The sequence below is a fragment of the Streptomyces sp. RLA123 genome, from assembly GCF_056270165.1.
Map to the genome: position 1 here is coordinate 3,361,399 of NZ_JBWDOR010000003.1, position 21,159 is coordinate 3,382,557.

General features: G+C 72.8%; 15 protein-coding genes, 1 pseudogene and 1 riboswitch. Of the genes and pseudogenes, 7 read left to right on the forward strand and 9 right to left on the reverse strand.

What is annotated here, in order from left to right:
- Positions 1 to 145: 145 nt before the first annotated feature.
- Positions 146 to 859 (forward strand): hypothetical protein, encoded by a 714-nt coding sequence (locus RV983_RS15150; RefSeq protein ID WP_475986324.1) that lies wholly within the window; start codon positions 146 to 148, stop codon positions 857 to 859.
- A gap of 12 nt (positions 860 to 871) precedes the next feature.
- On the opposite strand, the gene RV983_RS15155 is transcribed toward RV983_RS15150, so the two are convergent.
- The gene (locus RV983_RS15155) at positions 872 to 2,284 is read right to left on the reverse strand and encodes a cell division protein PerM (protein WP_475986325.1); all 1,413 of its coding nucleotides are present in this window, start codon (positions 2,282 to 2,284) and stop codon (positions 872 to 874) included.
- Between the two features lie 415 nt (positions 2,285 to 2,699).
- On the opposite strand from RV983_RS15155, the gene RV983_RS15160 reads away from it, so the two are divergent.
- Positions 2,700 to 3,410 carry a SigE family RNA polymerase sigma factor gene (locus tag RV983_RS15160; protein WP_475986326.1) on the forward strand — a complete coding sequence of 237 codons (711 nt, stop codon included), beginning with the start codon at positions 2,700 to 2,702 and terminating at the stop codon, positions 3,408 to 3,410.
- A 78-nt stretch (positions 3,411 to 3,488) separates the two neighbouring features.
- Here RV983_RS15160 and sucD read toward each other — a convergent pair whose 3' ends face one another.
- From sucD to RV983_RS15185, 5 genes are all read right to left on the reverse strand, one after another.
- Positions 3,489 to 4,373 carry a succinate--CoA ligase subunit alpha gene (sucD, locus tag RV983_RS15165; RefSeq protein WP_360902261.1) on the reverse strand — a complete coding sequence of 295 codons (885 nt, stop codon included), beginning with the start codon at positions 4,371 to 4,373 and terminating at the stop codon, positions 3,489 to 3,491.
- Positions 4,374 to 4,391: 18 nt separating this feature from the next.
- Entirely contained in the window at positions 4,392 to 5,567 is a 1,176-nt protein-coding gene (gene sucC, locus RV983_RS15170; RefSeq protein ID WP_475986327.1) for an ADP-forming succinate--CoA ligase subunit beta, read from the reverse strand.
- A gap of 281 nt (positions 5,568 to 5,848) precedes the next feature.
- Positions 5,849 to 7,048, reverse strand: a complete 1,200-nt coding sequence (locus tag RV983_RS15175; protein WP_475986328.1) for a VWA domain-containing protein — start codon at positions 7,046 to 7,048, stop codon at positions 5,849 to 5,851.
- A gap of 20 nt (positions 7,049 to 7,068) precedes the next feature.
- Positions 7,069 to 9,441 (reverse strand): DUF5682 family protein, encoded by a 2,373-nt coding sequence (locus RV983_RS15180; RefSeq protein ID WP_475990334.1) that lies wholly within the window; start codon positions 9,439 to 9,441, stop codon positions 7,069 to 7,071.
- Positions 9,399 to 10,487: an ATP-binding protein gene (locus tag RV983_RS15185; protein ID WP_475986329.1), complete on the reverse strand. Its 1,089-nt coding sequence runs from the start codon at positions 10,485 to 10,487 to the stop codon at positions 9,399 to 9,401. The genes RV983_RS15180 and RV983_RS15185 overlap by 43 nt, the downstream gene beginning before the upstream one ends.
- Positions 10,488 to 10,653: 166 nt before the next feature.
- Between RV983_RS15185 and RV983_RS15190 the strand changes: the two genes are divergently transcribed.
- Both RV983_RS15190 and RV983_RS15195 read left to right on the forward strand, forming a co-directional pair.
- Complete coding sequence (locus tag RV983_RS15190) at positions 10,654 to 12,012, forward strand: SWIM zinc finger family protein (RefSeq protein WP_475986330.1); 1,359 nt, start codon at positions 10,654 to 10,656, stop codon at positions 12,010 to 12,012.
- 56 nt (positions 12,013 to 12,068) lie between these two features.
- Positions 12,069 to 13,616, forward strand: coding sequence for a DUF5691 domain-containing protein (locus RV983_RS15195; protein WP_475986331.1), 1,548 nt, complete (start codon positions 12,069 to 12,071; stop codon positions 13,614 to 13,616).
- A 47-nt stretch (positions 13,617 to 13,663) separates the two neighbouring features.
- Here the strand turns inward: RV983_RS15195 and RV983_RS15200 are convergent, their stop codons facing one another.
- The gene (locus RV983_RS15200) at positions 13,664 to 14,077 is read right to left on the reverse strand and encodes a cobalamin B12-binding domain-containing protein (RefSeq protein WP_475986332.1); all 414 of its coding nucleotides are present in this window, start codon (positions 14,075 to 14,077) and stop codon (positions 13,664 to 13,666) included.
- 242 nt (positions 14,078 to 14,319) lie between these two features.
- On the opposite strand from RV983_RS15200, the gene RV983_RS15205 reads away from it, so the two are divergent.
- Positions 14,320 to 15,138: an esterase/lipase family protein gene (locus tag RV983_RS15205; protein ID WP_475986333.1), complete on the forward strand. Its 819-nt coding sequence runs from the start codon at positions 14,320 to 14,322 to the stop codon at positions 15,136 to 15,138.
- Between the two features lie 141 nt (positions 15,139 to 15,279).
- Positions 15,280 to 16,629, forward strand: a complete 1,350-nt coding sequence (locus RV983_RS15210) for a M23 family metallopeptidase (RefSeq protein WP_475986334.1) — start codon at positions 15,280 to 15,282, stop codon at positions 16,627 to 16,629.
- A gap of 84 nt (positions 16,630 to 16,713) precedes the next feature.
- On the opposite strand, the gene pcrA is transcribed toward RV983_RS15210, so the two are convergent.
- Positions 16,714 to 19,149: a DNA helicase PcrA gene (gene pcrA / locus RV983_RS15215; RefSeq protein ID WP_475986335.1), complete on the reverse strand. Its 2,436-nt coding sequence runs from the start codon at positions 19,147 to 19,149 to the stop codon at positions 16,714 to 16,716.
- A gap of 277 nt (positions 19,150 to 19,426) precedes the next feature.
- Positions 19,427 to 19,588, forward strand: a riboswitch (cyclic di-AMP (ydaO/yuaA leader).
- Positions 19,589 to 19,596: 8 nt separating this feature from the next.
- On the opposite strand from pcrA, the gene RV983_RS15220 reads away from it, so the two are divergent.
- Entirely contained in the window at positions 19,597 to 20,730 is a 1,134-nt protein-coding gene (locus RV983_RS15220) for a C40 family peptidase (protein WP_475986336.1), read from the forward strand.
- A gap of 25 nt (positions 20,731 to 20,755) precedes the next feature.
- On the opposite strand, the pseudogene RV983_RS15225 reads toward RV983_RS15220, so the two are convergent.
- Positions 20,756 to 21,110 (reverse strand): annotated as a pseudogene (locus tag RV983_RS15225) (hypothetical protein).
- Between the last annotated feature and the right edge of the window lie 49 nt (positions 21,111 to 21,159).

Sequence of the window (21,159 nt, forward strand, 5' to 3'; positions counted from 1 at the left end):
ACCCTACGAGCCCGTCGACCGTCAGCAACGATACCGGCACACCCGACTGCCCCCCACGGGGACGGGGGAGCGCCCGGACGGTAGCGTCTGGGGGGAGAACGGCGTAGTAGCGCGTCCGACAACTCGAGGAGTCGACGGCAAGGGGATGACCCAGGCAACCATGAGCAGTGGCCGCGGCCATGAGCAGGACAATCCGTTCGCTCCGCCGCCGGAAGACGCTCCCGACCAGCCGTGGCAGCCGCGCAGGCCGCAGCAGCCCTCGGACGAGCAGGACTCCGACCAGCGGCCGACGCCACCCCCGCCACCCGCTTGGGGCAGTCAGTGGAGCGACCGGCAGCCGGGGCGCGGCGGCGGTCTCGGCGACCGCCCCGGCGGAGACGGCGGCTACGGCGGCAGGCGACCGGACGGGCCGCGCTTCGACCCGACCGACCCGGCGCAGCGGCGTGCCCGCTACGCCCTGCTGTGCGGCATGTGGGGGCTGTTCTTCGCCCTGCTGCTCGGCTGGACGTACCTTGCCCTGCTGCTCGGCGGGCTCGCCCTCTACTGGGGCGTCAACGCGCTCCGCATGAAGCCGGAGGAGCGCGCCAAGGCACGCGCCGAGGCCGCCGCCCTGCTGGCCGACGGCCCCGCCCAGGCCCCGCCCCCGCCGGCCGACCCCAACGCCAAGCCCCAGCGCCCCGCCGCGGTCGGCGGCATCGTCATGGGCGCCCTCGCGGTCGGCCTCGTGGCCGGCCTGCTCAGCAGCGAGTTCGCCTACCGCGACTACTACTCCTGCGTCGGCGACTCCCTCACCCAGTCGGCGCGCGACTCCTGTGCCCACGACACGCCGGCCCCGCCGGTCTGGCTGCGCAAGGCGTGAGCGCCGTGGCGGTCAGGCGGAGTCCGTGACCGCGGACTCCGCCTGACCGTCGTCGGATTCGGTCTCTTCATCGTCGGCAGCTTCGGCGTCGTCGTCGTCGTATGCGTCGTTGCAGTCGTCGTCGCCGTAGTCGTAGTCGTCGTCGTAATCGTCGTCGTAATCGTCGTCGTCGAAGACGGCACGGGACGCGCGGAAGCGGCGGACCCAGCGCACCAGAAGGGCGGTGGGGACGCCGATGACGACGGTCCAGCCGACGGCCGCGGCCGCGATGAGCCAGCGCGAGGGGCCGAAGTCGGCGAGGGCGCCGGAGCCGAGGGGGCCCGCGGCGAGCTCCGTGAGCAGACCGAGGACCACGCCGCAGGCCGCGCCGCCGAGTGCCGCCCGGGCGGCCGTACGGCCCAGGCCGGCGGAGGCCTCGCGGTCGACCGCGAACCAGCCCACGGTCACCCCCGCGACGGCCGGCACCAGCAGCGCGAGCCAGGTCAGCACCGTGCCCGGCCCCGCATGGGGCAGCGCGGCCAGGAGCGGGAAGTCCGGCAGCACGGGGTCACCGACCGCACCGGCGGGCCGCACGACCGCCTCCGTGCCCAGGGAGAACCCCGGCCCGAGGGCGTAGGCGGCGCCCCACACCGCCGCGTTGGGGATCAGCGCCACCGACAGGGCGAGCACCGCCAGCCGCCCGGACAGCGCCTCGCTGAGCCGGCTGAAGGACGCCCCCGTGGCCCCGGGATGCGAGACCAGCGCGACCGCCGTGAGCACCGCGCCGCCGGCCAGCAGCACCGCCACCCCCGCAGCCGCCGACCGGGTCACCGGACCGACCTCGCCCGCCGGCACCCTGTCCGTCACCCGGTGGAGTGCCGCCGGAAGGGGGATGTGCGGCCGTCCCCGTTCGGCCCATGCCCCGGCCGCCGCCGCCAGTGCGGCGACCACGGGCACATGGAGCCCGGCGCCGAGCGCGTCACTTCGCACCGGCCCGTACGAGGTGAAGATGGCCGCGCCCGCGGCCACCGCGACATACCCGCCGATCAGCCAGGCCACGGCGGACACCGCCGCCCGGTCGGTCGACGCGGGGGCGGCGGCTTCGGCGCCGGCCCGGTAGAGCAGCCACACCGGAAAGGCGGCCAGGAGCAACGGTGTGACCCCTACGGGCGCGGGGACGCCGGAGACCGTCTCCACCCGCAGCAGGTCGGTGCCGTGCGCCAGCAGCCAGCAGTCGGCGGCGATGTGCAGGGCCCCGTACAGCCCGCTGTCGGGGAACGGCGAGATGATCCAGAGGAACAGCACCAGGACGGCGAAGCCGCCGAGCCCCAGCCCGGCGGCGAGCACGCCGCCGGTGAAGGCGGGCACGGACTCCGCGCTGCGCAGGGCCTCGTGCGCAGCCCGGACACGGCGGAAGACAAGGCTCACAGCACGTGCGGCGGTCACGGCACCCCATGCTGCCAAGAAGACCCCATTTACCTCCGCAGCATGCGAATGTCCGTCGTGTCGCGGAATATGGCGTTATGCGCATCTTCACACGATCCGAGTGGTCGATCGCATGACCCGCACCCACCTGACGAAGACGGCACGGACCGCCAAGAAGCGGCGGTCCCACCCGCAGCCCCCGACGACCCCGCGGACCGCCCCGTCGGCTCCGCCCCCGGCCGCCCCTCCCCAAGGGGCGGCCGGGGCCGCGGGGCCCCCACGCGCGCCCCGGGCCGAGGCACCCCGGGCTCCGCGGCCCGGGCGGCCGGAGGAGTCCGGCCCGCCCGCGCCCGTGGACGAGGCGGCGGCTGAGGCGACCGGGGCATCCGAGACGTCCGAAGCGTCGGCGAAGCAGGTCAGGGCGACGGCGAAAGCGGTGGCGAAAGAGACCAAGGCCGCGGCCAAGGAGGCCGAGGCGGCCGCCGAGGAGGCGGAACTGCGCCTCGCCAAGGCCGCCGAAGCCGCCTTCGACACGCTCTACGCACACGCCGCCCCCGCCCTGATCCGGCAGGTCGAGGTACTCACCGGCAACGAGGAACTGGGCCGGCACGTGGTCCACCGCGCCTTCCACCGGGCCTGGCAGCGCTGGCCCGAGGTCGCGGCCGACCCCGATCCCGTCGGCTGGCTCCGCTCCCAGGCTTTCGAGCACGCGCTGGCCCCCTGGCAGCAGTTCGTGCCCTGGCACCGCACACGGCGCCGTGCCCGCGGTGACCTCCAGCGGCTGCCGCGTGGCGCACGCCACGCCGTGCTGCTCCACGAGGGCCTCGGCCTCGGCCTGCGCCGCACCGCCGCCGAGAGCATGGCCAGCACACCCACGACGGCAGCGCGCATCATCCGGGCCCGTGACACGCTCGGCGAGGAGGCGGTCGCCGGGCTGTCCGGCCTCCTGAACCAGCCGTGCGTGCCGGAGCTCCCCGCGGAGCAGGTACGCGAGATGAGCGAGGAACGGCTGCGGCACCAGACCTTCGGATCGGTCGCCGCCACCGTCGTCCTCGTGCTGCTGACCGCCGGGGGGCTCATCTTCGGGCCGCTCAGCGACCACTTCTCGGTGTCGACGCCGCTGATCGACATCCGTTTCTCCCCCTGACGCCGGCCCCGGACGCACGGCAGCGGGCCCGCCCCCCGAAGGGAGCGGGCCCGCTGCCGTGCGCTGTACGAGGGGTGGTCAGCCCTGCAGGATGGCGCGCGCGAGGCGGGCCGTCTCCGACGGGGTCTTGCCCACCTTGACGCCGGCGGCCTCGAGGGCCTCCTTCTTCGCCTGGGCGGTGCCGGAGGAGCCCGAGACGATGGCACCGGCGTGGCCCATGGTCTTGCCCTCGGGCGCGGTGAAGCCCGCGACGTAGCCGACGACCGGCTTGGTGACGTGCTCGGCGATGAAGGCCGCGGCACGCTCCTCGGCGTCGCCGCCGATCTCGCCGATCATGACGATCAGGTCGGTGTCGGGGTCGTCCTGGAACGCCTTCAGCGCGTCGATGTGGGTGGTGCCGATGATCGGGTCACCACCGATGCCCACGGCCGAGGAGAAGCCGATGTCGCTGAGCTCGTACATCATCTGGTAGGTCAGCGTGCCGGACTTCGACACCAGGCCGATGCGGCCGGCGGTGCTGATGTCGGCCGGGATGATGCCCGCGTTCGACTGGCCGGGGGTGATCAGGCCGGGGCAGTTCGGGCCGATGATCCGGGTCTTGTTGCCCTTGCTGCCCGCGTACGCCCAGAAGGAGGCGGTGTCGTGGACGGCGATGCCCTCGGTGATCACGACCGCGAGCGGAATCTCGGCGTCGATGGCCTCGACGACCGCGTCCTTGGCGAACTTCGGCGGGACGAAGATGACGGTGACGTCGGCACCGGTCTTCTCCATGGCCTCGGCGACGGAGCCGAAGACCGGCACCTCGGTGCCGTCGAAGTCCACGCTGGTGCCGGCCTTGCGCGGGTTCACGCCACCGACGATGTTGGTGCCCGAGGCGAGCATGCGCCGCGTGTGCTTGGTGCCCTCGGAACCGGTCATCCCCTGGACGATGACCTTGCTTTCCTTGGTCAGGAAGATAGCCATGATGTGGTGACCTGTCCCTTACTTCGCAGCCAGCTCGGCGGCGCGCTCCGCGGCGCCGTCCATGGTGTCGACCTGCTCGACCAGCGGGTGGTTGGCGTCGGTGAGGATCTGCCGGCCCAGCTCCGCGTTGTTGCCGTCCAGGCGGACGACGAGCGGCTTGGTGACCTCCTCGCCCTTGGACTTGAGCAGCTCCAGGGCCTGGACGATGCCGTTGGCGACCGCGTCGCAGGCGGTGATGCCACCGAAGACGTTGACGAAGACGGACTTGACGTCCGGGTCGCCGAGGATGATCTCAAGACCGTTGGCCATGACCTCGGCGGAAGCGCCACCGCCGATGTCGAGGAAGTTGGCGGGCTTCACGTTGCCGTGGCCCTCGCCGGCGTAGGCGACGACGTCCAGGGTGCTCATGACGAGACCCGCGCCGTTGCCGATGATGCCGACCTCGCCCTCGAGCTTGACGTAGTTCAGGCCCTTGGCCTTGGCCGCGGCCTCCAGCGGGTTGGCGGAGGCGTGGTCGACCAGCGCCTCGTGCTCCGGCTGGCGGAAGTCGGCGTTCTCGTCCAGGGAGACCTTGCCGTCGAGCGCGATGACGCGGCCGTCGGCAACCTTGGCGAGCGGGTTGACCTCGACGAGGAGCGCGTCCTCGGCGATGAAGGTCTTCCACAGGGTCTGCAGGATCTCGACCACCTGGTCGGCGACGTCGGCCGGGAAGGCGGCCGCCTCGACGATCTCGCGGGCCTTCTCCGGGGTGACGCCCTCGTTGGCGTCCACGGCGATCTTCGCGAGGGCCTCGGGCTTGGTCGCCGCGACCTCCTCGATCTCCATGCCGCCCTCGACCGAGGCCATCGCCAGGAAGGTCCGGTTGGCGCGGTCGAGCAGGAAGGAGACGTAGTACTCGGAGGCGATCTCCGGGGCCAGCTCCGCCAGCATCACCTTGTGGACCGTGTGGCCCTTGATGTCCATGCCGAGGATCTGACCGGCCTTGATCACCGCGTCCTCGGGGTCCGACGCCACCTTCACGCCGCCGGCCTTGCCTCGGCCACCGGTCTTCACCTGTGCCTTGACGACAGCCTTGCCACCGAGCCGCTCCGCGACCTCGCGCGCCGCCTCAGGCGTGTCGATGACTTCACCGGCCAGCACCGGTACACCGTGCTTGGCGAAGAGGTCCCTCGCCTGGTACTCGAACAGGTCCACGCGCGTCCGTCCTTGGTAATCGCGGGTTCGTTGTTGGCGTGAGCGTGCCGGGAGCGGACGTCGCTGACGTCTTCGTAACGATCCATGCGTACGGTCGTACGGGGGGCGCACACGTCGGCCGAGCACGCGGCATGTCCGTTTGGCAGGTTAGCGCCGCGCGGGCGGCACGACTAAATCCCAGCTCGTGGACGAGCGGTGAGAACAGTCACAGACCTCGTCCGTGGCCACTGCGCGATTGACCCTTCCGGGTGATTCGGGCGCTTCGGGCGGCGCCGGCGGCCTCACCCCTCCGGCACGGGCAGCGGCCGCTTCTCCACCGCCGCGGCCATGATCTCCGGGAACAGGTCGGGCGTGCAGGCGAAGGCCGGGGCGCCGAGGGCCGCCAGGGCGGCGGCGTGCTCGCGGTCGTAGGAGGGGGCCCCCTCGTCGGACAAGGCGAGCAGGGCGACGAACTGGACGCCGGAGGCCCGCATGGCCGCGACGCGCTTGAGCATCTCGTCCCGTATACCGCCCTCGAAGAGGTCGCTGATGAGCACCACCACGGTGTCGGCCGGACGGGTGATCAGCGACTGGCAGTAGGCCAGTGCCCGGTTGATGTCGGTGCCGCCGCCGAGCTGGGTGCCGAAGAGGACGTCGACGGGGTCGTCCAGCTGCTCGGTGAGGTCCACGACGGCGGTGTCGAAGACGACCAGCTTGGTGTCGATGCTGCGCATCGAGGCGAGGACCGCACCGAAGACGGAGGCGTAGACGACCGAGGCGGCCATCGACCCGGACTGGTCGATGCAGAGGACGACGTCCTTCTTCACCGCCTGCGCGGCACGGCCGTGGCCGATCAGCCGTTCGGGGACGACCGTGCCGTGCTCCGGCAGGTAGTGCCGGAGATTGGCGCGGATGGTGCGGTCCCAGTCGATGTCGCGGTGGCGCGGGCGGTTGATCCGCGCCGAGCGGTCCAGCGCCCCGGTGAGGGTGGCGCGGGTGCGGGAGGCCAGGCGCTTCTCCAGGTCCTCCACGACCGTGCGGACCACGGCCCGGGCGGTCTCCTTCGTCGTCTCGGGCATCGCCTTGTTGAGCGACAGCAGCGTGCCGACCAGATGCACGTCGGCCTCGACCGCCTCCAGCATCTCCGGTTCCAGCAGCAGCGCGGACAGTCCGAGCCGGTCGATGGCGTCGCGCTGCATCACCTGGACGACGCTGCTCGGGAAGTAGCTGCGGATGTCGCCGAGCCACCGCGCGACCTGCGGCGCGGAACCGCCCAGCCCGGCGGACCGGGGCCGGCCCCGCCCGGGCGTCCCGCCGTCGACGCGCGGTCCGGAGCCGTACAGCGCCTCCAGCGTCCGGTCCATGGCGGCGTCGCGGCCGGTGAGCGCGTGGCCGGTGCCGTCGGCCTGGCCTCCGCCCAGCACCAGCCGCCAGCGGCGCAGCCGCTCCTCGCCGTCGATGCCGGTGTCCGTACTCGGGTCGCCGTTCACGGTCCCGCTCATGACCCTGCTCATGTCGCCGCTCATGTCGCCGTTCCCCCTGTCGGTCGGTCGTGTCCCAGCAGGAGCCGGACAGTCGCCAGCACCGCGTCCGCCCGGGCCCCGTCCAGCCCGGAGGCGAAGCCCGGCGCGCCCTCCCCCGGCGCCTCGGGCGGGCCGCCCGCCGGGCCGCGCCGCACCAGCTCCCCCACCGTGCGCCGCACGCCCGCGTCGAACTCGCCGAACGTGCGCCGCAGCAGCGGCAGTACGTCGTCGAATGCGGCGGCCGGGACCGCCGACAGCCAGTCGTCGACCAGGGCGAGCAGCCGCGCGTCGTGGACGAGCAGCATGCCGCCCCCGGCGAGGAAGCCCTCCGTCCACGCGGCCGCCTCCTGCGGCGGCGTACCGGTCGAGAGGGCCAGCCCCATCAGGCGGGCCACCTCCTCGGCCTCGAGCCGGCCGTCGTCCAGCAGCAGGCGGGCGGCGCTGCCGCGCAGCAGCCCCGGCATCCCCCGGTCGCGCACCGCCAGGGTCCGCAGGACCCCCGCCCAGCGCCTGCGCAGCCCCTCGTCGGCCAGCAGGACCACCGCCTCCTGCACGCCCTGGACATGGCCGCGCATCTCGGCCGCGCCGTCTGCGTCCAGCCCGGCGCACGCGGGCGGAAGACCGACGCATATCCGCTCGGCCAGCCCTTCGGCCACCTCGCGCAACGCGGCCGCGTCGGTGCCCCGGACATCGCCGTAGCGGACGGACCGCACCAGCGCGGGCAGCGCCTGCGCGAGGTGGCCGACGTCGGCGTCGAGCGCGGCGCGGTCGGCGAGCACCCGCATCACGGTCGGCAGCGCGTCGGGCAGTTCCGCGAGCAGGCAGCGCTCGGCGAGGCCGGTGACCTCGGCGAGCGCGGCCGCCCGGACCGCCTCGTCCTCCGCCTTGGCGGTGGCGGCCGACGACACGGTGGTCCCCCACACTCCGGCCTCGGCGACCCGCACCGCCAACTCGGGCTCCCAGCGCAGCCGCCAGGTCTCGCGGAAGGTGCCGGTGCCGGCGCGGGACCGGGCGGGCTCGCCCCACCCGATGCCCAGCAGCCGCAACCGGTGCAGCAGGCGGCTGCGGCCGGCGTCGGTCTCCTTGCGCAGGTCGAGCTCCACCTCCTTCTCCAGTGCCTCCGGCTTCAGTCGCAGCCTGCGCTGCTCACGTGCCAGGTCACGGGCGAGCGGCACCGCCGGGGCGCCGTCCGGGACCTGGCCCAGAGTGTCCCCCACCACCAGGCGGTCGCGGATGAGTTCCATCGGCACATCGGATCCGTCGCACATCACGGCCCGTATCGCGTCGGTGGTCTCACCCAGACCGGCCAGCGGGCGGCCGCGCATCGCGGCGAGCGTCTCGGCGAGCCGCACCGCCTCGATGACGTGCGCGGAGGAGACCGGCAGATCCTCCTCACGCAGCAGTCCGGCGACCTTGGTCATCCAGCGCGCGACGGGCCGGTCCGGTGCGGTGAACAGGTGCCGGTACCAGCCGGGCGAGGCGATCCCGGCCCCGTACCCGCCGGCCCGGGACAGCCGCCGGTGGGTCCAGGGCACCCAGGTGATCTCGACCTTGGCCTTGGGCAGGCCCTTCAGCAGGGCCCGGTCGGCGGTCACCCCGGTCACGGCCGCGAGCGCGGGCACGTGCCAGGCACCGCAGACCACCGCCACCCGCTCGTGCTCGCGGCGGGCGTCGCGTATGCGCAGCCGCATGTGCGCCTCGCGCACGGCGTCGTGCGGATGCCCCCCGTCCCCGTACTCCTCCCGCAGCGCCCCCATGGCCTCGGCGATCGCCCTGAACGCCGCGAGCGCGTCGTCCGCGTCATCCGCGCCATCTGCCTCGCTGTCGCGGCCCCGGTGCTCCACGGCGTCCTCCCACCACCGCTCGGGGTCGTCGTAACCGGCGGTCTCCGCGAGCACGGCGAGCGGGTCGATCCGCACCCGGACGTCCCCGGATCCGCCGTCCTCTTCCCCGGCTTGCTCGGCTTCCGCCGCCGCTTCCGCGCGCGTCCCGTCCTCCACGGGCTCCCGCATCAGCAGCGAATGGGCCGCCGGCAGGTCGATGAAGCGGACCGGCACCCCCCGCGCGGTCGCCCAGCGGATCGCCTCCCACTCCGGGGAGAAGTCGGCGAACGGCCAGAACCCGGCCCGGGACGGCTCGTCGACGACGTGCGCGAGGAGGGCGACCGGGGGCCGCATGCCCGGCTCGGCGGCCAGCCCCACGACGGCGTCCGCCTCCGGCGGTCCCTCGATCAGCACGATCTGCGGCGCGTACCGGTCGAGCGCCGCGCGGACCCCGCGGGCCGACCCCGGCCCGTGGTGCCGCACCCCCAGCAGCGCCGGCCCGTCCGTCACGGCGTCACCTCCCGGCAGGCGCGGTAGAAGTCCTTCCAGCCCTCCCGCTCCCGGACCACGGTCTCCAGGTACTCCCGCCACACCACACGGTCGGCCGCGGGGTCGCGGACCACCGCACCCAGGATCCCCGCCGCCACCTCCCCGGCGCGCAGTACGCCGTCGCCGAAGTGGGCCGCGAGCGCCAGCCCGCTGGTGACCACCGAGATGGCCTCGGCCGTGGAGAGCGTGCCCGAGGGGGACTTGACCTTCGTCCTGCCGTCGGCGGTGACCCCGCCGCGCAGCTCACGGAAGACGGTGACGACCCGCCGGATCTCGTCCGCGCCCGCGGGCACGGACGGCAGGTCGAGCGACCGGCCGAGCTGGCCGACCCGGCGGCTGACGATGTCGACCTCCTCCTCCACGGTCGCCGGCAGCGGCAGCACGACGGTGTTGAAACGCCTGCGCAGCGCGCTGGACAGGTCGTTGACCCCGCGGTCCCGGTCGTTGGCGGTCGCGATGAGGTTGAAGCCGCCCACCGCCTGGGTCTCGGCACCCAGCTCCGGTATCGGCAGCGTCTTCTCCGACAGGATCGTGATGAGGGTGTCCTGCACGTCCGCGGGGATGCGCGTCAGCTCCTCGACACGGGCGATGCGGCCCTGGGCCATCGCCCGCATGACCGGGCCGGGCACGAGCGCCTCGCGGGTGGGGCCCTGGGTGAGCAACTGCGCGTAGTTCCACCCGTAGCGGATGGCCTCCTCCGGTGTGCCGGCGGTGCCCTGCACGAGAAGGGTGGAATCGCCGCTGACGGCGGCCGCCAGATGCTCCGAGACCCAGGTCTTGGCCGTGCCCGGTACCCCGAGCAGCAGCAGGGCCCGGTCCGTGGCGAGGGTGCTGATTGCGACCTCGACGATGCGGCGCGGTCCCACGTACTTGGGTGTGACGACGGTGCCGTCGGGAAGCTCGCCGCCCAGCAGGTACGTGGCGACCGCCCACGGCGACAGATTCCAGCGGGCCGGGCGGGGCCGGTCGTCGGCCGCCGCGAGAGCCTTGAGCTCATGGGCGAACGCGTCTTCGGCATGCGGCCGGAGTGCGGTGTCCGCGGACATGGTTCTCCCCCTGTTCTGGGCACGTCGGACTGAGGCGGACGATCCGTCAGACCCCCTGCGTCGTCCGCGGTTCCCACGATGCACGACCCCACTGACAATCATCCTCAGCGGAGACATCACGCCAGGTCAGAACCGATTGTCAGTGCCCGGGCCTACCGTCTTGGGCATGGACGGGATGGACGAACAGCGACCCGAGCGGTGGACCGCCGACCAGGTCCTGGCCCTCGCGCCCGACGCGTCGTCGCGGAAGGCCGGGACGGGTCTGGCGGCGGCCGCGCGCTGGTCGGGCACGGGGACGTCGGGCACGGCGGTGTGGGGGTTGTGCGCGGGCAGCGGCAGCAAGCCGTACCAGACGGTCGTGGACACGGCGGGGCCCGGCGCCAAGTGCAGCTGCCCGAGCCGCAAGTTCCCCTGCAAGCACGCCATCGGACTGCTGCTGCTGTGGTCCGGGGGCGAGGTCGGGCCGGCCGCACACGGGGGCGGCCGGCCCGGCTGGGTCACCGAATGGCTCGACGCGCGCAGGACGCGTGAGGAGCGCAGAGCCGCCCCTGCCGGGGGCGGTGATCCCGAGGCGGCGCGCAAGCGTGCCGGGCAACGGGCGCGCAGGGTCGCCGCCGGGGCGGCCGAGCTGGAACGCCGGCTGACGGATCTGCTGCTCGGAGGGCTGTCCAGCGCCGACCGCGAGGGCTACCAGCGGTGGGAGGAGACGGCGGCCCGCATGGTCGACGCCCAGGCGCCCGGGCTCGCCTCGCGGGTGCGCGAGCTGGGCGCGGTGGCCGCCTCGGGAGGCGACTGGCCCTCCCGGCTGCTGGAGGAGACCGCGCTGCTCCATCTGCTGGCCCGGGGCGCTCTGGGGCACGACCGGCTTCCCGGCGCACTGGCCGCGACGGTGCGCGCCCGGGTGGGTTACACGGTGGATTCGGCGGAACTGCTCGCCGGACCCACCGTGCGGGACCACTGGCTGGTGCTGGCCCAGCACGACTCGGCCGACGATCGGCTGACCACCCGCCGCATATGGCTGCACGGCAGGGACACCGGGCGGCCCGCACTGCTGCTGTCCTTCGGCGCGGGCGGCCGGGCCCCCGAGCTCGCCCTGCCGGTCGGGCTCGGCGTCGACGCCGATCTGGCGTACCACCCGGGCGCGCGACCGCTGCGGGCCGTGCTCGGTACCCGGCACGCCGCGCCCGGCCCCGGTCCAGTGCCGCCCGGGCTGCCGGTCGGCGCGGCACTGGCGGCGTACGGGGAGGCCCTGGCGGACGACCCGTGGCTGGACGCCTGGCCCTCCGTCCTCGCAGGGGTCGTGCCCGTGCCGGGTGACACGGGCTGGCAGCTCGCCGACGCGGAGGGGGCCGACGCGGTGCCGGTGACCGCGGGGGGCGGCAGCGGCGCCGGGGGCCCGTGGCGCCTGGCGGCGGTCTCGGGAGGCCGGCCCGTGACGGTCTTCGGCGAGCTGGGACACCGCGGCTTCCGGCCGTACACGGCCTGGGGCGCGGCCGGCACGGAGGCGGTCGCCCTCGCGCCGTAGCGCCGGGGCCGCCGCCCGCATCGCGGACAGACGCGAACGACACCGAAGGGGGACGCATGGAGACGGCGACCTGGGCCGATCTGGTCGGGACCGCCCTGATGGGCACCGAGCGCAAGGGCGGGACGCCCACCGAACTGCTCGACGCCGCCGCGGTCGCCGTCCTGCGGCGTCGTGCGGGGCTGCGGCCGGCCGGCGCGGGGAAGCGGCCGGCCGCGGCCCCGGACGATCCCCGCCCCGCCCTGCCGGCCGCCGCGCGGCGGCGGCTCGGGCTGCTGCTGGCGGACCGGTCGGGTGGGAGCGGCGGCAGGCGGGGAGCGGCACCCAATCTCGCCGAGCTGCTGCCGCAGTGGCTCGGCGAGGCCACCGCGCGCGGTTACGCGGCTCCCCCGGAGATGCTGCCCGCCCTGCTCGACGCCGCCCGCGCCCGCACCGACCTGAGGCCGGACGCGCTCGCCCTGGCGGGCCCGCGCGGACTCTGGCTGGCGGAGCTGAACGCGGAATGGCGCTTCGCGCTGCGGGCGGGCGCCTCCGGTGCCGCACCGGACGCGGGGAACGCGGCGAACGGCCCCGAGGTGCGGCAGCTGTGGGAGGAGGGTCTGTTCGCCGAGCGGGTGGCGCTGCTGACGCGGCTGCGGTCCCGCGACCCCCGCGGTGCGCTGGACCTGCTGCGTTCCGGCTGGAGCGGTGAGCGCGCCGAGGACCGCCTGATGTTCCTGGATTCCCTGCGCGAGGGCCTGTCCTCGGCCGACGAGCCCTTCCTGGAACAGGCGCTCTCCGACCGCAGTCGCAATGTGCGGGCCACCGCCGCCGAGCTGCTCTCCGCCCTGCCCGGTTCCGCCCTGGCCGGCCGGATGGCGGCCAGGGCCAGGACCTGCGTGTCCTGGGACGCCGGGGACAGCCGGATCATGGTGGAGGCGCCGTACGAGTGCGACGCGGCGATGGAGCGCGACGGTGTGGTGGCGATACCCCCGGCCGGGCGGGGCGAGCGGTCGTGGTGGTTCGGCCAGGTAGCGGACGCAGCGCCGCTCGGGACATGGCCAAACCGGTTCGGCGGCCGCACGCCGCAGGAGATCATCGCGCTGCCGGTCGCCGACGACTGGCAGGGCGACCTGCACGCGGCCTGGTGCCGGGCGGCGGTCCGCCAGCGCGACGCGGCCTGGGCCCGGGCGCTGCTCGGGCCGATACCGACCACGGCGACGGCGGTCGCCCCGGTGGGCGACCCGGCGAAGCTGCTGGCGGTGCTCCCGGCCGGCGAGAGGGCCGAATGGGTGGCGCGCTTCATCGGCTCGCACGGTTTGTCGGAGGCGTTCCAGATGCTCGCGGTGTGCGCCGTTCCCTGGGCGGGTCCCCTGGGACGGGCGGTCGTGGACGCGCTGGACATCGCCCGTGACGCCGGCAGCTACCCGTGGAGCTTCAGCGGGGTCATGGGCCTCGCGGAGCGCTGCCTCGACCCGGCGGAGGCCGACCGCGCGACACCGCTCACCGCGGTGCCCGAGGAATCGGCCGGCACCTCACCGGGCGCGGGTGCCTACTGGGCCGAGGCCTTCCAGCGTCTGGTGGGCACCCTGCGGCTGCGCGCGACGATGAGCAAGGAGCTGGCCTGAACCGCGGAAGTCCGCGACTCCCGCGGCCCGGGCCGGACGGGGCGCGATCAGGCGCCGGCAGGCTGCCGGATGTTGGCGTTGACCCAGTCCACGACCTCGGAGGTCGTCGCACCGGGAGTGAAGATCGCGGCGACGCCCAGTTCGCGCAGCGGGGCCATGTCGTCCTCGGGGATGATGCCGCCGCCGAAGACCTTGATGTCGCTCGCGTCGCGCTCCTCGAGCAGCTCCAGCACCTTGGCGAACAGCGTCATATGGGCGCCGGACAGGATGGACATGCCGATCGCGTCGGCGTCCTCCTGGATCGCGGTGTCGACGATCTGTTCGGGCGTCTGGTGCAGGCCGGTGTAAATGACCTCCATACCGGCGTCGCGCAGCGCGCGGGCGATGACCTTGGCCCCGCGGTCGTGGCCGTCTAGTCCCGGCTTGGCCACCACGACCCGGATCGGACCGGACACTCCCATCACTGCCTCCAACACGATTGCTGCGCTCAGCGGGCACCTCTGTGAACGAACGTTATCGCCAGCATCCCCCGACCGGACAGTTTCGCGAAGGCCCTCGAGGGGGAAATTACCCATTGGGACACGTTCACGTTAGAAACGCGTTCGGCCCGTGGTCGTCATCGCTTGAGCAGACGGCGCGGGCTTTCGCGTTCTCGGCGCACGGGGGACAGAGCCGTCTCCGTGTGCCGCACGGGAGGTAGGCCATGGGCGTCCTGTCTTTCGGTGTCGGAGACCGTCTGGTGCGTCAGGCGGCCTACGTACGAGCCGCGGCGATCGAGATCGCCATCCTGACCGGTCATGTTTTCCTGTACCCGACCGGCATCTTCCAGGAACGCGGGCCGGAACCCCCGGTCGGCGAGACGGAGGAACCGACCCGCATCCCCACCGCGGGCCGCAGTCACCCACCGGTGTTGCTGCTGCACGGCTTCGTGGACAACCGTTCGGTGTTCGCCATGCTCCGGCGGTCCCTGCGCCGGCACGGCTGGCCGCATGTGCAGGCAGTCAACTACTCCCCCCTGACCTGCGACATCCGCACGGCCGCGGCGTTGCTCGGCCGTCATGTGGAGCAGATCTGCGAGCAGACGGGCCACAGCCAGGTGGACATCGTGGGCCATAGCCTCGGCGGGCTCATCGCGCGCTACTACACGCAGCGCCTGGGCGGGGACAGCCGGGTACGCACCGTGATCACCCTCGGCACCCCGCACTCCGGCACTCGTGCCGCGCCCCTGCTCAACCCGCACCCCATCGTCCGGCAGATGCGGCCCAACTCCGATCTGATAGAGGAACTGGCCGAACCGGCGGTCGGCTGCCGTACCCGTTTCGTAGCGTTCTGGAGCGATTGGGACGAGATGATGAGCCCGGTCGAGGCGGCCCGTCTGGACCACCCCGATCTCATCGCCCGCAATGTGCACGTCGCAGGTGTCGGGCATCTGACCATGCCGGTGCACGCGGCCATCGCGGCCGGTATCCGACAGGCGCTGCTCGGGGAGGAACGGGCGTCCGGCGCCGTTGACGCCGCTTGACGGTCCTGTCCCCATAAGCATCGAAACGCCATCGAACACAAGGCATCGTCGATGCCTGAATCCTGCCGAAGATTGTCGCCGTCGGCCGCAGGGGGATACAGTCGCCGCTAATTCTCCTGCTGCCGAGGCGAAAGAGAAGTGGTGAACGATCGTCACCCGTCGGGGTATGCCCCCGACTACAGCGCCTACGGGCACGAGGGCTATTCCAGCGCCCCGTACCAGTTCGCAGGCGCTGTCCACGCGGATGACGACCCGTTGTTCGGCACGTGCCAGGGCTACCCCGCACACGACACCGGCACCCAGGCCACCGGCTCGTGGGACACCACCGCGACCGCCTACTGGCAGCAGCCCCAGGACGCCACCGCAGGCTACGGCGACCCCGCCGGCGCGGCCACCGGCACCTGGTACACGCAGCCCGCGGCCGAGACGTACGACTACACGACGACGGCGACGGCGACGGCGTACGAGCACGCCCCGGTGTACGAGTACCAGGAGCCGGAGCCCGCCCTTCCGCACGAGCACCACGCGTATGTGCCCCACGCCCGCGAGCCGGAGGCCGTTCCCCACGGGAACGCCACCGAGGACTACGCCGGCGGCGAGGACACCTACCCGTTCGACGAACACGACGCCACCGGCCACGACCTCCAGGACTTCCACGACACGGACCCGCACGGCGGCGCCGAGCCGGAGGAGTACGACGCCGAGCACGTCGCCGGGTACGACGCGGACCCGGACGGCACGCCCGTCCTGCCGCGCCCCCGCGCCGGCAGCCGCCGTCGCCGCCCCGCCCGGCGCTCGGCGCTGCTGGTCGTCGCCGTCCCCTCCGCCGCGGTCATGGGCGTCGCGGCCTGCGCCGCCGCCGTGACCGTCACGACGGAAGAGGGCGACACCACCACGACGCAGGCGGACGCTGTCGTCGACGCCGCCAAGACCCCCACCACCAAGCTCGACCAGCAACTGGCCGGCGTGAACCGGGACGTCGACGATTTCGCCTCGCGCGCCAGCCGCACCCAGGAGCGCCTCGACATCAAGGAGCGCCAGGCCTCGGAGCGGAAGAGGAAGGCGGAGGAGGCGGCCCGCAAGGAGGCGCTGCGCCCCAAGTTCCTGCTCCCGGTGTCCGAGCACGGCCTGAGCGCCTACTTCGGCCAGGCGGGCGTCAACTGGATGTCGGTCCACACGGGCATCGACTTCCCGGTCAGCTACGGCACCCCCGTGATGGCCGCGACCGACGGCACCGTCCGCACGCAGTGGAACAGCAGCTACGGCAACATGGCCATAGTGACCGCGCCGGACGGCACGGAGACCTGGTACTGCCATCTGAGCAGCACCAAGATCCGCTGGGGCAGCGTCAAGGCCGGCGAGGTCATCGCCTATTCCGGCAATTCCGGCAACTCCACCGGACCGCACCTGCACTTCGAGGTGCGCCCCGCCGGAGGCTCGGCAGTCGACCCGCTGCCGTGGCTGCTCGCGCACGGTCTCGACCCGCGCTGACCCACGGGCCCCACCGGGCCCCCGAGCCCCTCCCGGCAACCCGTGCGGCTCCCTCGCCGGAAGCCGCACCCGGCGACAAGCCCGCTAGAGCTTCTCCACCGGCGCGTAGCGCAGCAGCAGCACCTTCGGCCGCTCGTCGCCGAAGTCGATGGTGGCTTTGGCCTTCTCACCGCTGCCGTCGACCGAGACGACCGTGCCCAGCCCGAACGTGTCGTGGTTGACCCGGTCCCCCACCACCAGCGCGACGACCGGCCGGTCCTGGGTGCGCCGGGTGGCGAAGCCGGACGGGCCGTTCTTGGACGAGGACCGTGACAGCATCGAGGCCGCCGCGGACACCGAGGCGGACGGTGCCGGGGAGGACCCCGTACGCCGCCATTCGATGAGCGACTCCGGGATCTCCTCCAGGAAGCGGGAGGGCGGGTTGTACGACGGCTGGCCCCACGCGCTGCGCATGCTCGCCCGCGTGACGTACAGCCGCTGCCGCGCCCGCGTGATGCCGACGTAGGCGAGCCGGCGCTCCTCCTCCAGCTCCTTGGTCTGGCCGAGCGCGCGCATGTGCGGGAAGACCCCGTCCTCCATGCCGGTCAGGAAGACCACGGGGAACTCCAGGCCCTTGGCGGTGTGGAGGGTCATCAGCGTTATGACGCCACCGCCCTCCTCGTCGTCCGGGATCTGGTCGGAGTCGGCGACCAGCGCGACGCGTTCCAGGAACTCGGCGAGCGTACCGGGCTCCTCCTCGGTGCGCTCCTGCTCGAACTCCAGGGCCACCGCCGCGAGTTCCTGGAGGTTCTCGACGCGGGTCTCGTCCTGCGGGTCGGTGGAGGCCTGGAGTTCGGCCAGGTAGCCCGTGCGCTCCAGCACCGCCTCCAGGACGGTGGCGGGGCCGGCGCCGGAGTCGACGACCGTGCGGAGTTCCTCCAGCAGCTCGTTGAAGCGCTTGACGGCGTTGACCGAGCGGGCGGCCATGCCGAAGGCCTCGTCGACCCGGCGCAGCGCCGCCGGGAAGGAGATCCGCTCGCGCGAGGCCAGGGCGTCGACCATGGCCTCGGCGCGCTCGCCGATGCCGCGCTTGGGCACGTTGAGGATGCGGCGCAGCGGGACGGTGTCCTCGGGGTTGGCGAGTACGCGCAGATAGGCCAGGACGTCCCGGACCTCCTTGCGCTCGTAGAAGCGGACTCCGCCGACGACCTTGTACGGCAGGCCGACGCGGATGAAGACCTCTTCGAAGACACGGGACTGCGCGTTGGTCCGGTAGAAGACGGCGACCTCGCCGGGACGGGCGTCGCCTGCGTCGGTGAGCCGGTCGATCTCGTCGGCGATGAACTGCGCCTCGTCGTGCTCCTGGTCGGCGACGTAGCCGGTGATGACCGGGCCCTGGCCGGCCTCCGTCCACAGGTTCTTCGGGCGGCGGGAGGCGTTGCGCTCGATGACGGCGTTGGCGGCGGTCAGGATGTTCTGTGTGGAGCGGTAGTTCTGCTCCAGCAGGATCGTGCGCGCCTGCGGGTAGTCCTCCTCGAACTGGAGGATGTTGCGGATGGTGGCACCGCGGAAGGCGTAGATGCTCTGGTCGGCGTCACCGACCACGCACAGCTCCGCCGGCCCTTCGCCGCCCTGCTCCGCGTCCCCGGTCCCGACCAGCTCGCGCACCAGGGTGTACTGGGCGTGGTTGGTGTCCTGGTACTCGTCGACCAGGACGTGCCGGAAGCGGCGCCGGTAGTGCTCGGCGACATCCGGGAAGACCTGGAGCAGGTTGACCGTGGTCATGATGATGTCGTCGAAGTCGAGCGCGTTGGCCTCGCGCAGCCGCGACTGGTACATCGCGTAGGCCTCGGCGAGCTTCTTCTCGAAGGGGTTCTCGGCCTGGTCGGCGAAGGTCTCCTCGTCGATGAGCTCGTTCTTGAGGTTGGAGACCTTGGCGCTGAAGGACTTCGGGGGGAACTGCTTGGGGTCCAGGTCCAGGTCGCGGCAGACCAGCGCCATCAGGCGCTTGGAGTCGGCCGCGTCGTAGATCGAGAAGCTGGAGGTGAAGCCGAGCTTCTTGGACTCCCGGCGCAGGATGCGGACGCAGGCGCTGTGGAAGGTGGAGACCCACATCACATGGGCCCGCGGGCCGACGAGTTGCTCGACGCGGTCCTTCATCTCGCCGGCGGCCTTGTTGGTGAAGGTGATCGCCAGGATCTGGCCGGGGTGCACCTTGCGGGCGCCCAGCAGGTGGGCGATGCGGTGGGTGAGCACCCGGGTCTTGCCGGAGCCGGCGCCCGCGACGATGAGCAGCGGGGAGCCGGTGTGCTCGACGGCGGCGCGCTGCTGCTCGTTGAGCCCCTCCAGCAGGGCGGCGGGGTCGACGGCCGGGCGCGGCGCGCCGTCCCGGTAGTACGTGTCCCGGTCGGCGGGCGCGTCGAAGCGCCCCTCGAAGAGGTCGTGCGGAACCGCCTCGGCCTCCTCCTCGAGGGGCGGCGGCGGGTGCTCCTCCCTCGGTTCGAAGCCGGCCAGGAAGCTGTCGTCAAAGAGGCTGCTCATCGCTTCCCGAGTCTAAGCGGTGGGACCGACAGCGGTGCGCCGCTTCCGGGAGCCCGGTGGTCGCGGGTTCCGCGCACGCAGCCCCGCGGCAGTGCCGCCCGAGAGCCTCCGCGGGCCCACCGGAGTGGCCCACCGGAGGGCCGGGCAACGGCCCGGCTGCGTAAAGGTCACGAAATGATTGCGGACAATTCGAACACCAGCCTTCCCAGGAGCCACCCCAGTTGACTAGCGTGCCCCCTCAGGCGGTCCGCACCGAACGGCGGCGACCGAGCCGTCACGGCCGCCTCCGCTGAGTCCGGCGACCGCCGGAGCCGGGGACCCACCACTTTGGGGTGAATCGGTCCGTACGGGCACACGCACACGTGCCCGGACGACCGTAGGGCGGCCTTCCGAAGCCCGAACCCGACAGCTAACCCGGTAGGCGGTCCACGGAAGGAGCCGTCCGACTTGGCGACGCACCGCAAGCCGCGCCCCCGCATGCTCACGGTCCCCGGCCCGCGCACGGCCGTGGGGCTGACGACCGCCGCACTGGCGACCGTCACCCTCTTCGGAGAGAGCGCCAGCGCGGCGCCCGCCTCCCCCGACAAGCCGTCCATCACCGAGGTCAAGGCCAGGGTGGACTCGCTCTACCACCAGGCCGAGGCGGCCACGGAGCGCTACAACGGCGCCAAGGAGCAGACCGACAAGCAGCGGACGCACGCGGACGAGCTGCTCGACCAGGTCGCCCGCAAGACGCAGACGCTCAACGACGCCCGCCGCACGATCGGCGAGTACGCCACGGCCCAGTACCGCGGCGGCGGCCTGGACGGCACGACGTCCTTCCTGCTCACCTCCGACCCGCAGCAGTTCCTGGACCAGGCGCACCTGGTGGAGCGCCTGTCCGACCGCCAGGAGCACGCGATGGAGGCCTTCCGTACGCAGCAGGAGGCGACCACGCAGAAGCGCACGGAGGCGGTCCGGAGTCTGCAGAAGCTCAGCGAGGCGCAGTCGACGCTGGCCACGGAGAAGAAGGCGGTCAAGGAGAAGCTCGCCGCCGCGCAGCAGTTGCTCAACACCCTGACCGCCCAGGAGAAGGCGCGGCTGGCCGCCCTGGAGAAGAAGAAGCAGGAGGAGGCCGAGGCCGCGGCCAAGGCGATCGCCGCGAAGGAGAAGGAGGCGCAGCAGACGGCCGCGGACACGTCGGTCACCGGCGGAGGTTCCACCACGTCCACGGTGGCATCGGGCACCTACGCCGCCAAGGCCGACAAGGCGATCGCCTTCGCCCACGCCCAGATCGGCAAGCCCTATGTGTACGGCGCCACGGGCCCCAACTCCTTCGACTGCTCGGGCCTGACCCAGGGTGCCTGGGCCGCCGCGGGCGTCTCCATCCCCCGTACCACCTACGACCAGGTCGACTTCGGCTCCCGCGTCACCGCGGACCAGCTGCAACCCGGCGACCTGGTCTTCTTCTACTCGGACGTGACCCACGTCGGCCTCTACATCGGCGGCGGCAAGATGATCCACGCGCCTCACACGGGCACCGTGGTGAAGATCGCCCCGATCACCGAGATGCCGATCTACGGCTACGCCCGGATGGCCTGAGTCCCGCGCCTCCCCGCAAAGGGACTCAGGTCCAGAGCACCGCGATGAAGATGTTGGCGGTGGTCAGCGCACCCATGGTGCCGAAGGCCGCCGCCGACCACCTTCTCCTCGTCGCGCTTGACGTGGACCAGGCCGAGGACCACCACCAGCACGGCCGGCTTCACGCCGATCTTGACGTTGTTCACCGGCTGGTCGTCGGCCTGGTTGAGGCCGACCAGCAGCGCGCCGGTGACCAGCATGGTGAGAGCGCCGTGCAGCATGCCCGGCACGAAGCGCGCCTCGCCGCGGCCCATGGCCTTCATCTGGGTGAGGAAGCCGCCGAGCAGGGCGGCGATGCCGATGATGTGCAGGCCGACGACGAGGCTGATGAGTACGTCCATGGCTCACGACCCCAGCCACGCCCATATCAGCACCAGGCACCGAGGTGGG